Source organism: Bartonella heixiaziensis, assembly GCF_046245125.2.
GTDB classification, from domain to species: domain Bacteria; phylum Pseudomonadota; class Alphaproteobacteria; order Rhizobiales; family Rhizobiaceae; genus Bartonella; species Bartonella heixiaziensis.
The window spans coordinates 1,179,913-1,193,438 of record NZ_CP176404.1 but is presented as its reverse complement, the minus strand read 5'-3'; the positions used below and the strand labels follow the sequence as shown (position 1 = coordinate 1,193,438).

The window sequence follows — 13,526 nt, the reverse complement described above, 5'->3', positions numbered from 1 at the left end:
ATGATGCTGTTTTTTTCTTCGCTTAGTGATTGGCTCCCAGGCGTTAACGTTTTTCGTTATATTACTTTTCGCACTATAGCAGCGATGCTCACATCGGGACTCATTGTGTTTTTATTTGGTCCTAGTATCATTGCTTCTCTAAAATTGCGGCAGGGAAAAGGGCAGCCAATTCGCGCTGATGGTCCTCAAACACATTTTAAAAAGGCTGGGACGCCTACTATGGGTGGTCTGATGATTTTAATAGGGATTCTGGTATCAGCGTTTTTGTGGTGTAATTTATCGAATATTTATTTTTGGGTGTCGCTCTTTGTTATGCTTTCTTTTGGAGCAATTGGTTTTTATGATGATTATCTTAAGGTAACAAAACAAACACACAAAGGATTTTCCGGTAAAGCTCGGTTAGGATTGGAATTTTGGGTTGCAGCAATTGCTGCTTTTATGATCTTACAAGTTGGTTCTCCTGGATTAGCTTTTCCCTTTGTGAAAGATTATTTTATAAATTTGAGTTGGTTTTTTATTCCTTTTTCTGCTTTTGTTATTGTAGGGACTGGGAATGCTGTTAATTTGACCGATGGTCTTGATGGCTTAGCTATTGTTCCTGTGATGGTTGTTGCTTTGTCTTTTGCTTTAATTGCTTACCTTTCTGGTAATATCAATTTTGCTGATTATCTACAAATTCATTATGTATCAGGAACCGGTGAACTGGCTGTTTTACTGGGAGCCGTTGTTGGTGCGGGTCTTGGCTTTTTATGGTTTAATGCGCCACCAGCGGCCATTTTTATGGGGGATACTGGTTCTTTGGCGCTTGGAGGACTCCTGGGTACTGTTGCTGTAGCAACCAAGCATGAAATTGTTTTGGCTCTTATTGGTGGGCTTTTTGTTCTGGAAGGGTTCTCGGTTGTTATTCAGGTTGGTTATTTCAAATTAACAAAAAAGCGTGTGTTCCTTATGGCACCAATACACCATCATTTTGAGAAAAAAGGCTGGACTGAAAGCCAAGTTGTGATACGCTTTTGGATTATTTCGATTGTTCTCGCTCTCATTGGTCTTTCAACACTTAAATTGCGGTGACATTTTGATTTCTGTTACGTGTTATAAAGGTCAAAAAGTTGCTCTGTTTGGATTAGGGGCATCTGGATTAGCAGCAGCAAAAGCATTGGTACGTGGTGGTGCAGAAGTGGTTGCATGGGATGATAGTCCTTCAAGTGTGCAAATGGCTCTTCGGCACAAAATTCCAACGCGAGATCTCCGTTATGAAGATTGGTCAGAGTTTGTTGCATTGATTTTAGCTCCTGGTGTTCCTTTAAATTATCCTAAGCCTCATTGGGTTGTTGAGAAAGCACGTCAAAAAGGTATAGAAATTATCGGGGATATTGAATTATTTGTTCGTGCGCGCAACCATTTTTTACAGCACTATGGTTTTTGTGATCAGGATGTTCCCTTTATCGCTATTACGGGCACAAATGGAAAATCAACAACGACAGCTTTACTTGCGCATTTGCTAGAACAAATGGGCTATGATGTGCAGATGGGGGGAAATATTGGAACCGCAATATTGACCCTTAAGCCGTTTGTAAAAAAACGTATTTATGTGATTGAATGTTCATCGTTTCAAATTGATTTAACACCCTCTCTTCAGCCGACCGTTGCTCTTTTATTAAATCTCACGCCTGATCATATTGATCGCCATGGTAGCTTTGCTCAATATGTGCAAGCTAAAAGGCATTTAGTGGCTAGGGCTTCTCATGCTTTGATTTCAGTTGATGACGCTGCTTGTCGGGAGTTGTATCAACAATTGCTTCATGAGGGTCGTCAAGTCGAGGCAATTTCCAAGGAACATTTTGTTGAAAATGGCTTTTATGCGGAGAACACTAAGCTTTTTGTTGTTCATCAAGGGCAGCGCTCCATGCTTGCAGATCTCGCTCTTATGACAGTGTTACGTGGTAGTCATAACGCGCAAAATGCTCTTATGGTTTTAGCAACATTGCAAGCTTTAAAAATTACTGATCCACATATAGAGAAACATTTAGCAAGTTATAAAGGATTGGTTCATCGTATGCAGCAGGTGCGTAAAATGGGGACAGTTTTGTTTATCAATGATAGCAAGGCTACCAATGCAGATGCATCAGCGCCTGCACTTTCTGCTTTTAATGATATTTTTTGGATTGTTGGAGGGCAGGCAAAAAAAGGTGGGATTGAGTCTCTTAGAGGATTTTTTCATAAAATTCGCAAAGCTTATTTGATTGGGACTGCGGCGGAAGAATTTGCTGGTGTTATTGGTTCTGCTTTTCCTTTTTCGATGAGCTTAACTTTGGAAAATGCGGTGCATGAAGCTGCTGCTGATGCGATGTGTTGTAAGGTAAAAGAAGCAGTCGTCCTCTTTTCACCCGCCTGCGCAAGTTATGATCAATTTAAAAATTATGAAATGCGTGGGGAAGCGTTTGTTTCTTTTGTTATGCAGTTAAAAGAAGCATGAATAAAAAAAATGATTTTGTGTTAACTCTCCGGAATCCTTTTTCGTGTAATTCAGTTTTTGAAGTGTTTGCTAAAAAATGGGGAAACTGTAGTCACTTTGAGTAGAATTATAAAAAGGATCAAGTGAATAAGATGTTTACGCGTGCTGATAGAGATCCAATTGCTAATTGGTGGTGGACAATTGATCGCTCTATCTTCGCGGCTTGTTTGATCTTAATGGGGATTGGCATTATGTTATCTTTTGCTGCTAGCCCTACGATTGCAAAAAAAATCGGTATTGCTGACAGTTTTTATTTTGTTCGCTGGCATATCATTTTTAGTATTCCAGCGTTTTTTACAATGGTTACCATTTCTTTTTTTTCGCTCTGTAATATTCGGCGGTTATGCGCCCTTGTGCTTATTGCGACGCTTTTTCTTATGGTTGCAACCTTATTTGTTGGTCCAGAATTGAAGGGAGCACGGCGGTGGATTGTTATATTTGGTCTTTCTGTGCAAGCTTCAGAGTTTATGAAGCCAGCTTTTGTGATTATGTCAGCTTGGCTTTTTTCAGAACAGGTGCGGCGTAGGGGCATTCCTGGTTATACGTTAGCTACTGCACTTTATGCTTTTTGTTGTGTGCTTCTCGTTTTACAGCCTGATATTGGCCAAACATTTTTAATGAGTGCAACATGGGGGGGGCTGTTTTTTGTGGCTGGTGTATCCCTTACCATTCTTTTCTTGTTTCTCATTTTAGGCATTGTAGGAACTGTTTTAGCATATCTTTTCCTTCACCATGTGCGTGAACGTATTAATGGTTTTTTAACAGGTGAAGGCAATACTTTTCAAGTGGATGTAGGGCGTGAGGCTATTTTAAATGGTGGTTGGTTTGGACAAGGGCCGGGCGAGGGAACGGTGAAACGTATCATTCCTGATAGCCATACGGATTTTGTGTTTTCCGTTGCTGCTGAGGAATATGGTATTATCCTCTGTCTTTTGATTATGATGCTTTTTGGCTTTATCGTCATGCGCTCACTGTATATAGCATTGAATACGCGTGATTCATTTATACGTCTCGGCATTACTGGTATAGCAATGATGATTGGTTTTCAATCAGCGATTAATATGGCAGTTAATCTTCATCTCATCCCTCCAAAGGGAATGACATTGCCGTTTATTTCTTACGGTGGTTCCTCTATGGTGGCTATTGCACTTTCAATGGGCATTTTGCTTAGTTTGACGCGCCGCTGGCCAGAAGCACGTCTCTCAGCGTTTTCCTCTCCTGCTGTTTTGGATACCACTTATGACTGATAAAAAAGTTATTGTTTTGGTGGCTGGTGGTACAGGTGGGCATCTTTTTCCTGCTGAAGCGCTTGCTGTTGAATTAAGGCAGCGTGGATATGATGTTCATTTGGCAACGGATGGAAGAGCGCAACCTTTTGTGCGCTGTTTTGATGAAGAACATACACATATACTTTCATCTGCGACATTTACACGACGCCATCCTTTTGCACTTATAAAGACATTTTGGGCTTTGTTAAAAGGAATGCGTCAATCATTAATACTTTTTTATAAATTGCGTCCTGTTCTTGTTGGTGGGTTTGGCGGTTATCCTACGTTTCCTCCTCTTTTTATTGCTGCTTTAACGCGGCGTGCAACATTTATTCATGAGCAAAATGCTATTATGGGGCGTGCAAATCGGGTTTTGGCACCTTTTGTGCATGCAATAGCGGGTGGTTTGTTATTACAAAATAATACTCATGTTCATAAAACGCTCTTGACTGGTAATCCTGTGCGTGAGGCTGTTCTCAAAGCAGCGGAAATTCCTTATCATCCCTCAATTGGTGAAGAGCCATTTCATTTCTTGGTTTTTGGTGGTAGCCAAGGGGCTTCTTCTTTTTCACGAATTGTCCCTGCAGCAATTGCTTTGCTGGATGAGAAGAGCCGTAAACGCTTGCGAATTGTCCAGCAAGTTCGGGGGGAAGCTTTCGAATTGATAGAAATCTATCATAAGATGGGTGTACAAGCAGAAGTTGCTCCTTTTTTTGATGATATGGCAGAACGTATGGCGCGTGCTCATTTTATTTTGTCACGTGCTGGTGCCTCATCCGTTTGTGAAATAGCTGTAATCGGTCGTCCTGCTTTGCTTATTCCATATCCCCATGCGCTTGATCATGATCAGTCTGCGAATGCAGCACTGCTTTCTGCTGCAGGAGGTGCGCAAATTATAGCAGAAAAAGATTTGAATGCACAAAGGCTTGCTTCTCTCTTAACAAAAGTCTGTGGTGATCCGCATCTATTAGAAACACAAGCGTTGGCTGCTAAAAAGGTTGGGCAACCTCATGCAACCAGTCGTCTTGCTGATATGGCTGAAGCGTTGGTTATGGGGCGATCACTGTCAGATGTAAAAAAGGAGTTTTTTGATGAAAATGCCGCTTAATATAGGCCTTATCCATTTTGTTGGAATCGGTGGGATTGGCATGAGTGGGATTGCGGAAGTTTTTCATAATCTTGGCTATAAAGTTCAAGGATCTGATCAAGTTGAGAGTGCAAATGTTGAACGTTTACGGGGAAAAGGAATTAACGTTCATATGGGGCATCATGCTGAAAATTTAGGTGACGCAGAGGTTGTTGTTATTTCTACTGCTATAAAAAAAACAAATCCTGAATATATTGCTGCGAAAGAAAGGCATTTACCGATTGTGAGACGTGCAGAAATGCTTGCAGAGTTGATGCGGTTTCGTCGGGCAATTGCTGTTGGTGGTACGCATGGTAAAACAACAACTACATCAATGGTAGCAGCGCTTCTTGATGCTGGTCGTTTTGATCCGATGGTGATAAATGGTGGAATTATCAATGCTTATGGCACGAATGCTCGTATGGGGGATGGCGATTGGATGGTTGTTGAAGCGGATGAAAGTGATGGTACTTTTTTAAAGTTGCCTGCTGATATCGCTGTTGTTACCAATATTGACCGTGAACATTTAGACCATTACGGAAGTTTTGGCGCTGTGCGTGAGGCTTTTCGGCAATTTGTAGAGAATGTTCCTTTTTATGGCTTTGCTGTGTTGTGCCTTGATCATCCAGAGGTTCAGTCATTGGCTAGTCGTATTGATGATCGTTGGGTGATAACTTATGGGGCCAATCCACAAGCGGATGTTCGTTTTCTTAATCTGTCTATGGATGGTCAAAAAACGCATTTTGATGTTTTCATTCGCTCGCGCAAGACAGGTAAAGAGACTAAATTGAAAAATTTGGTTTTGCCAATGTCTGGGCAGCATAATGTGTCTAATGCGACGGCAGCGATTGCCATTGCTCATGAACTGGGTATTTCAAATGAATCCATAAAAAAAGGCTTAGCAGAATTTGGTGGAGTAAAGCGGCGTTTTACGCAAACAGGAAGTTGGCGTGGCATTGAAATATTCGATGATTATGGACATCATCCTGTTGAAATAAAGGCTGTTTTATGTGCAGCGCGTGAAAGCGCAAAGGGGCGCGTGATTGCGGTTGCGCAACCACATCGTTATTCACGTTTGTATAATTTATTTGATGATTTTGCTGCTTGTTTTAATGATGCCGATACAGTGTTGATTGCTCCTGTTTATGCGGCTGGTGAAGAGCCAATTGCTGGTTTTGGTGCTAGAGAATTGGTAGAACATATTCAAATGGCTGGGCATCGTGATGTGCGTTTGATTCATTGTTTGGAAGATGTTGTTTCGATTGTCTCTACTTTTGCTAAAGTTGGTGATTATGTTGTTTTTCTCGGTGCTGGCAATATCACACAATGGGCTTGTGCTTTGCCTCAGCAGTTGGTGGTGCTTGATAACAATGATGAATTTTCAACTGATTGATGGTGAAGCGCTGTTGGCGCAATTGCAACCAGTTTTGGGTAGCATAAAGGGCAAGCTTATGCCTAATGTAGAGATGCGGAAAGTAACGTGGTTTCGCACTGGTGGGTTGGCTGAGCTTTTTTATCAGCCTGCTGATGAGGTAGATTTAGCGGTTTTTCTGCAAAATCTTCCTGAATCTATCTCTGTAACAATTGTGGGAATTGGTTCTAATCTTCTGGTGCGTGATGGCGGGATTCCAGGTGTTGTTATTCGTCTTCCGGCGAAGGGTTTTGGGCAAGTGCGGCAGGTTTCTCCAAAGCGCTTTTTGGTTGGTGCTGCTACGGCGGATAAACATTTAGCAGCAGCGGCTTTAGAGGCTGAGATTGCAGGTTTTCATTTTTATCATGGTATTCCTGGTGGTCTTGGAGGAGCATTAAAAATGAATGCAGGCGCTAATGGTGTTGAGACAGCTGCGCGTGTTGTTGAGGTCTATGCACTTGATCGTAAAGGACAGCGTCATGTTTTGAGCTTAAAGGATATGCAGTATTCTTATCGTCATTGCGGTGTCCCTGAAGATCTTGTTTTTACTGCTGCTTTGTTAGAAGGACAGTTAGGAAATAGAGACAATATTCGTGCCGCTATGGATGAAGTTACACTTCATCGGGAAACAGTACAACCTGTTCGCGAAAAAACAGGGGGATCAACTTTTCGAAATCCTGAAGATATCTCAGCGTGGCGCGTTATTGATGAAGCAGGATGCCGTGGTTTGCGGATTGGTGGAGCGCAAATGAGCGAAATGCACTGTAATTTTATGATCAATACAGGGCAAGCAACAGGTTATGACCTTGAAGCTTTGGGAGAAACAGTACGTGCACGTGTTTTTGCGCACTCTGCTTATCTCTTACAGTGGGAAATACAGCGTATTGGTCAATTTGAACAAGGCCGTAGTGTTCCCTCTTTTGACCCATTTCATTAATTTATTTTGTGCAATAAAAAAATACAATAAAAAATTGAGTCATTTCAAAGAGATAATAAAAAAAATCCATTAAGAATCAATAAATTAACAAAGAATCTCTTGCGTGATGCGTCTGAGTCTGATTCATTATGCAAAATGCTAGGATATTGATTCGCAAGGATAAATCCTAGTTTTTCCTGTATATGGTATTAGTGATTTTTGTGTTGTCTATATATAGTATACAAAGGAGGGTGAGTTGTTATGAAAGATGAACATATAGCTGTATTAATGGGGGGATTCTCCTCTGAACGGTCTGTAAGTTTGTCTTCCGGTGCTGCTTGTGCTGATGTTCTTGAAGCGCAGGGGTATCGTGTGAGTCGCGTGGATGTTGATGGTCATATTGCTTCTGTTCTTGAGCAATTGCGGCCTGATATTGTTTTCAATGCATTGCATGGGCAATTTGGTGAAGATGGTCGTATTCAGGGTATCCTTGAATATTTGAAAATTCCTTATACCCATTCTGGGGTGATGGCATCGGCACTGGCAATGGATAAAGGGCGCGCAAAAATTGTTGTTGCGAGCGCTGGTGTTTCTGTTGCGCCTTCTTGTGTCATGAACCGCTTTGCTTTGGGGCGAACACATCCCATGGAGCCTCCTTATGTGATTAAACCTGTGTGTGAAGGATCGAGTTTTGGTGTTGTTATTGTAAAAGGAAATGAATCTACGCCGCCACGCAATGTTGTAGGGGCTGATTGGGTTTATGCAGATGACGTGATTGTTGAAAAATATATTCCTGGTCGTGAGCTTACTTGTGCTGTTTTGGGGGATGAGGTCTTGGATGTTTGTGAAATTCTCCCTGATCAGTCTTTTCAGTTCTATGATTATGACTCGAAATACAAATCTGGTGGCTCTTACCATATTTGTCCTGCACAACTTTCATCAAATATTTACCAAAGCGTGCAAAGAATGTCTTTAGCAGCACATCAGGCGATCGGTTGTCGAGGTGTTAGCCGTTCTGATTTTCGTTTTGATGAAGAAACGGGAGAATTGATTTGGCTTGAAATTAACACGCAGCCCGGTATGACACCAACTTCTCTTTTGCCTGATATTGCAAAAGCAAGTGGTCGTACTTACGGCGATATTGTTCAGTGGATGGTGGAGGACGCGTCGTGTATGCGTTGAATGTTGATAAAAAAAATGTTCCGGTAGCGCTATCAGTGCCGATTTTGCCACGTCTTTATCGTCGTTTTCTTCGGTTTATGTCTGAGTTTGTCCTTATTGATATTCATGTTCCACGCCATTTCGGTTCTTTTGCGGTTTTGTTTTTTTTCTTTGTTACGTTTCTTTATGGGATTTTATCGAGTGGTCGTATGGAGCCTATTATGAAGACCGCAATAGCAAATGCTGGTTTTGTGGTCACTAATGTCGATATGCGTGGTGATAAGCGCTTGGTAAAACAGGAAGTTTTAAAGATTTTAGGGCTTAATGGTGCCCCATCCATATTTACTTTTGATGTTGATAGGGCGCGTTCTCTTTTGGAAAAGCAGGCTTGGGTTCAATCGGCTAATGTGCAGAAAGTTTATCCCAACCTCGTGCGTATTTCCGTTGTGGAACGTGAACCATATGCAATTTGGCAACATGATGGCATGATGGATATTGTTGATCGTGTAGGCCGAGTCATTGTGCCCTTCCAAGGGGGGGTGGTTCAGAATTTACCTCTCGTGGTTGGGAAAGGTGCGCAAAATGCTGCCGAAAAGTTTATTCAAGCACTTTCAGTTTATCCGCAGTTTTCTAGTCGTGTTCGCGCTTATGTACGTGTAGGTGATCGGCGTTGGGATCTTGTCTTAGATAATGGGATACGCGTTATGTTGCCTGAAAATGATCCACTTGAAAAACTTGCTTCTCTTCTTGGGTCAGGGAGAGCACAAGATCTTTTTTCTCGCGATATTGTGAGTGTTGATTTTCGTCTTTCTGATCGCATTACAGTTTCTTTATCAGATGAAGCGTTGGAACATCATCGTGCTGCAGTGGCAGACGAAGAACGCGTTTTAGAAGCGCGAAAGGCAGGACGCCTATGATGTTGCTCGGATCACATCATGCGAGGGGACGCAAAACACGCTTCTTAACGGTTCTTGATGTCGGATCAAGTAAGATTGTGTGTCTGATTGCTTGTTTGCGTCCTTTGAAGCATATGCATTATTTACATGGTCGTACGCACTCTATGGAAATTTTAGGCTTTGGAGTGCAACGTTCACGCGGTATCAAATCTGGTATTGTAATGGATATGTTTGCGGCAGAGCAATCCATACGGTTGGCTGTTGATGCAGCAGAAAAAATGGCTGGTTTGGTGGTTGATTCAGTGATTGTAAACTTTTCTTCAAGCCGATTACAAAGTGCTCTTATCAATGGCATGGTGCGTTTGAATGGTCGTGAAGTCACTAAGCGTGATGTGCGTGTAGCATTTGCAGACGTTTCGCGCAAAGCTTTTGATGCTGAGCGCCATGTCGTGCATTCAGTTCCTGTTTCTTATGTGTTGGATGGAGATAAAGGAATTTCTGATCCTGTCGGAATGACGGGAGAATTATTTGGTGTAGATGTACATGTTGTAACAGCTGAAACAGCGTCTTTGCGTAATTTAGAAGCTTGCATTAATCGAGCGCATTTGAGTGTCGAAGCAATGGTTGCAACTCCCTTTGCAAGTGGTCTTGCTGTTTTGATGAATGATGAAGCGCATTTAGGAGCAGCCTGTATTGATTTTGGTGGTGGAACCACAACATTTTCAGTGTTTTCTGAGGGAAAGTTTGTTCATGCGGATGCACTTGCAGTTGGTGGACATCATGTGACTCTTGATGTTGCACGTGGATTCTCTATGTCTATCGAAGAAGCAGAGCGTTTAAAGGTTGTCTCTGGTTCTGCACTTTTGACAAGTGCTGATGAGCGGCAGATGATTAATGTGGCGGAGATTGGCAGCGAGCATCGTGAAATCCAATATCCACGTGCTGTTCTTGGTCGTATCATTCGTGCACGTGTCGAAGAAATCTTAGAGATGGTGCGTGATTGTTTGAACCGTTCTGGTTTTGGTCACATTGTTGGTAAGCGTGTTATTTTGACTGGGGGGGCAAGCCAGTTAACGGGGTTGCCAGAGATGGCACGTACAATATTGGGAAGAAATGTTCGTATAGGGCGGCCTTTAGGTATTTCAAGGCTGCCTCCTCTTGCAAAAGGGGCGGCATTTACATCTGCTGTTGGGTTGTTGATTTATCCGCAATTGGTGGGGTTTGAAGAAAAAACAGTACAGACTGCAGTGAAACATTTATCGACGGGCACGTGTGGGTATTTTCAGCGTGTTGGTCAGTGGTTGCGTGAGAGTTTTTAAGTAAGTTTATTGATGTAAGTTAAATTTCATCGCTTGGGCTTGCGATGTTTTATGAGAAGGAAAAGGAAATGACGATTAATCTGCATCGGCCAGATATCGCGGAATTAAAACCACGCATTACCGTTTTTGGTGTTGGAGGTGGTGGCGGGAATGCCGTGAATAATATGATTAATGCTGGTCTTCAGGGAGTTGATTTTGTTGTTGCGAATACGGATGCGCAGGCTTTGGCTATGTCAAAGGCTGAACGTGTTATCCAGCTTGGTGCAGCAGTTACGGAAGGCTTAGGAGCTGGCGCTTTGCCTGAAGTTGGACAAGCAGCTGCTGATGAATGTATTGATGAAATTATCGATCATCTCGCAGATTCCCATATGGTTTTCATTACTGCTGGTATGGGTGGGGGTACCGGAACAGGGGCAGCACCTGTTGTTGCTCGTGCTGCTCGTGAAAAAGGTATTTTGACCGTTGGTGTTGTGACAAAGCCATTTCAGTTTGAAGGTGCTCGTCGTATGAAAACGGCAGAGGCTGGTATTGATGAGTTACAAAAGTCTGTTGATACATTGATTGTTATTCCCAATCAGAATCTTTTCCGTATTGCGGATGAAAAAACAACATTTGCTGATGCTTTTGCTATGGCTGATCAAGTGCTTTACTCTGGTGTTGCTTCTATTACAGACCTCATGATTAAAGAGGGACTCATTAATCTTGACTTTGCTGATGTTCGTTCTGTTATGCATGAAATGGGCCGTGCGATGATGGGAACGGGTGAGGCGTCTGGTGATGGTCGTGCTTTGGCAGCTGCTGAAGCTGCTATTGCGAATCCGCTGTTGGATGATACTTCTATGCGTGGTGCTCGTGGCTTACTCATTTCCATTACGGGTGGTCGTGATATGACTCTTTTTGAAGTGGATGAAGCAGCGAATCGTATTCGTGAAGAAGTAGATGCGGATGCAAATGTTATCTTTGGTGCTATTGATGATGAGTCCTTAGAGGGGGTTATTCGTGTATCTGTGGTTGCAACGGGTATTGATCGTGAGGCTAGTGATGTCGTTCAACCTTCTCATCCTCAACTTCAAAGACATGCAACTTCAGCTCGTAGGAGTGATCCTGCAACGTCGCAGACTTCTTTTCCTATTCAGTCACCTCCTTTGCGTTCTGAATCAATGGTAGAAGTGATAGAAGCACTTGAAATAGAAAAGGGTAAATCAGCTGGAGAACAGTTCCGTCCTAAAAGTCAAATTTTTGCACAACCTACAGATGCCGTTGCTGCACGAAGTGCAAATGCTGCTCCTTATGGGGCAAGTGTTGTACATGGGCAGATGTCAAATGCACCGCGTATGCAAATTAATCGTGGTTCTCAGCACTCTATGGTAGCACCAGTAAGTATGGAGGCAACCGCACATGTTCTTGATGAGATGACAGGGGTTGTGAAGCAGAAAGAGAAGCAAGTGCAACAAAAGCAAATGCAACAGATGCAAACTCGTTCGGCACCGATGCGTATGCCTGAGTTAAAAGATTTCCCTACTGTCGCTTATGGTCAAAGGGAGAGATCACCTGTTGCCGATCAAGGACCACGCAATCTTTGGCAGCGTTTGAAACAGAGCTTAACACATCGTGAGGAAGCTGAGCCAGAAGCGCGGCTAGAGCCCGCGGTGAGATCGCCTCAGCAGCAAGAAGCGCATGTTTATAATAAAAATTCTCAGGCGCTTTCTCAGGATGCTTCTGTTTATGTTCCACGTCGTTCTGGTGAGTTGCATCCCCATGTACCGCAAGATCAGCGTACTTTTATGAGTGAAGAAGATCAGTTAGAAATACCAGCGTTTTTACGGCGTCAGGCAAATTAATTGGCAAAAAAATGAGAATTGGCATTTGTCTTCTATAATCAGTAAAATCTTTGTACAGTAAATGTACTACGCTTTTTGAGCTAAATACTCTGTTTTTTATAAACCCGCTTATAATAAGCGGGTTTATTATTTACTATGAGTATGGTTTTATAATTTTTTAAAAGGCGTAAAAAGCTAATCAATGAAGGGATAGAATGAAGTTGGTGCAAAAATATCAGTCAACTCTAAGAAAAGCAGTGATATTTAAGGGCATTGGTGTTCACAGTGGGTGTGTGTCTGTGGTCAAGATTTATCCAGCTGATGTTGGGTGTGGTATTGTTTTTAAGCGTTTTGGGGTGGATGGAACAGAGAAAATATTTCAAGCTCATGCATCTCAAATAGGAGCGACTGAATTATCAACAGTGCTTGGACAGGGAGAGTCCAGAATTGAAACGGTTGAGCATTTGATGGCTGCGATTGCAGCTTATAATTTGGATAATCTTGTTATTGAAGTGTCGAGTCATGAAATACCGATTTTGGATGGTTCTTCATGGCAATATTGTCAAGGGTTTGAAGAAGTTGGTATCGTAAAACAGGATGCGTTGCGTTCCTATTTTATTATAAAAAAACCGTTGCGAGTTGAAATAGGTGGTGGAGTTGCTGAGTTTTTGCCATTTGATGGGCGCCGTTTTGATGTAACGCTCTCTTTTTCTTCTTCTGCTATTGGTAAACAACATTTCAGTTTTGATCTTACCACACAAGGGTTTAGGGATGATTTGTCACGTGCACGCACGTTTGGTTTTATCAAAGATGCGGAAAAATTATGGGCTTCTGGGAAAGGATTAGGTGCTTCTTTGGAAAATTCTCTTATCATCGGACTTGATGACAAAATTATGAATCCAAATGGTCCCTATTGGGAAGATGAATGTGTACGACACAAAATGCTTGATGCAATTGGTGATACTGCTTTGCTTGGAGCTCCTTTTATTGGATTATTTCGTTCCTATTGTAGTGGGCATAGAATTAATGCGCAATTGGTGAAAGCTGTTTTGGCGGACGAATCATATTACGAAAGAATTCATTTATAGGGAAAG

General features: G+C 42.3%; 11 protein-coding genes. All 11 read left to right on the top strand.

All coding sequences use genetic code 11. The annotated features are described in order from the left end of the window. Positions 1 to 1,071, top strand: a complete 1,071-nt coding sequence (gene mraY / locus ACKC4Y_RS05320; protein WP_409360779.1) for a phospho-N-acetylmuramoyl-pentapeptide-transferase — start codon at positions 1 to 3, stop codon at positions 1,069 to 1,071. Between the two features lie 4 nt (positions 1,072 to 1,075). Beyond that, the gene (gene murD / locus ACKC4Y_RS05315; RefSeq protein WP_409360778.1) at positions 1,076 to 2,476 is read left to right on the top strand and encodes a UDP-N-acetylmuramoyl-L-alanine--D-glutamate ligase; all 1,401 of its coding nucleotides are present in this window, start codon (positions 1,076 to 1,078) and stop codon (positions 2,474 to 2,476) included. Positions 2,477 to 2,607: 131 nt separating this feature from the next. Further along, entirely contained in the window at positions 2,608 to 3,762 is a 1,155-nt protein-coding gene (locus ACKC4Y_RS05310) for an FtsW/RodA/SpoVE family cell cycle protein (protein WP_409362152.1), read from the top strand. Further along, the gene (murG, locus tag ACKC4Y_RS05305) at positions 3,755 to 4,891 is read left to right on the top strand and encodes an undecaprenyldiphospho-muramoylpentapeptide beta-N-acetylglucosaminyltransferase (RefSeq protein ID WP_409360777.1); all 1,137 of its coding nucleotides are present in this window, start codon (positions 3,755 to 3,757) and stop codon (positions 4,889 to 4,891) included. Before ACKC4Y_RS05310 ends, murG begins: the two co-directional genes overlap by 8 nt. Continuing rightward, entirely contained in the window at positions 4,875 to 6,302 is a 1,428-nt protein-coding gene (gene murC, locus ACKC4Y_RS05300) for a UDP-N-acetylmuramate--L-alanine ligase (protein WP_409360776.1), read from the top strand. The genes murG and murC overlap by 17 nt, the downstream gene beginning before the upstream one ends. Next, positions 6,280 to 7,257 (top strand): UDP-N-acetylmuramate dehydrogenase, encoded by a 978-nt coding sequence (gene murB, locus ACKC4Y_RS05295; RefSeq protein ID WP_409360775.1) that lies wholly within the window; start codon positions 6,280 to 6,282, stop codon positions 7,255 to 7,257. Before murC ends, murB begins: the two co-directional genes overlap by 23 nt. A 240-nt stretch (positions 7,258 to 7,497) precedes the next feature. After that, complete coding sequence (locus ACKC4Y_RS05290) at positions 7,498 to 8,418, top strand: D-alanine--D-alanine ligase (RefSeq protein WP_409360774.1); 921 nt, start codon at positions 7,498 to 7,500, stop codon at positions 8,416 to 8,418. After that, on the top strand, positions 8,406 to 9,314 hold the full coding sequence (locus ACKC4Y_RS05285; RefSeq protein WP_409360773.1) for a cell division protein FtsQ/DivIB: 909 nt from the start codon (positions 8,406 to 8,408) through the stop codon (positions 9,312 to 9,314). Before ACKC4Y_RS05290 ends, ACKC4Y_RS05285 begins: the two co-directional genes overlap by 13 nt. Then, the gene (gene ftsA, locus ACKC4Y_RS05280) at positions 9,311 to 10,612 is read left to right on the top strand and encodes a cell division protein FtsA (protein WP_409360772.1); all 1,302 of its coding nucleotides are present in this window, start codon (positions 9,311 to 9,313) and stop codon (positions 10,610 to 10,612) included. Before ACKC4Y_RS05285 ends, ftsA begins: the two co-directional genes overlap by 4 nt. A gap of 68 nt (positions 10,613 to 10,680) precedes the next feature. Further along, on the top strand, positions 10,681 to 12,453 hold the full coding sequence (gene ftsZ / locus ACKC4Y_RS05275) for a cell division protein FtsZ (protein ID WP_409360771.1): 1,773 nt from the start codon (positions 10,681 to 10,683) through the stop codon (positions 12,451 to 12,453). 194 nt (positions 12,454 to 12,647) lie between these two features. Further along, positions 12,648 to 13,520, top strand: a complete 873-nt coding sequence (gene lpxC / locus ACKC4Y_RS05270; RefSeq protein WP_409360770.1) for a UDP-3-O-acyl-N-acetylglucosamine deacetylase — start codon at positions 12,648 to 12,650, stop codon at positions 13,518 to 13,520. Positions 13,521 to 13,526 lie beyond the last annotated feature (6 nt).